General features: G+C 73.9%; 1 protein-coding gene. It reads right to left on the bottom strand.

The features are described from left to right. Positions 1 to 29: 29 nt before the first annotated feature. The coding region (locus tag BN358_RS13470; protein ID WP_019229182.1) for a hypothetical protein at positions 30 to 322 on the bottom strand (293 nt) is incomplete at its 5' end.

The raw sequence follows: 322 nt of genomic DNA, 5'->3' as shown, positions 1-322 counted from the left end.
GGGCAGCACGCTCAGCGCCTGCCCCGCGATCAACCGCACCCTGCGACTCGGCACGCCCTCCCGCCGGTGAGCACCTCCCGCGCGGCCAGCTGATGCTCGGCCTCTGCGTCGATGCTGGTCAGCACGCCGTCGGGGGCCATGCCGGCGAGCAGGGCCAGCGCGGAGACGCCCGTCCCGGTGCCGATCTCGGCCACGGCCCGGGCATTGACCACCTTGGCGAGCAGCGTGAGCGTCGTCGCCACGCCGGTACTGATGCACTCCACGCCGAGGTCGTCCGCGCGTCGACGAGCTGCCTCGGCACCGTCGGACTCCGCGACGAACG

Origin of the sequence: Sedimentibacter sp. B4 (assembly GCF_000309315.1) — a bacterium.
In the GTDB taxonomy this organism is placed as follows: domain Bacteria; phylum Bacillota; class Clostridia; order Tissierellales; family Sedimentibacteraceae; genus Sedimentibacter; species Sedimentibacter saalensis.
Note: the sequence above shows the minus strand (reverse complement) of the source record. Positions and strands in the feature narration are given on the sequence as shown.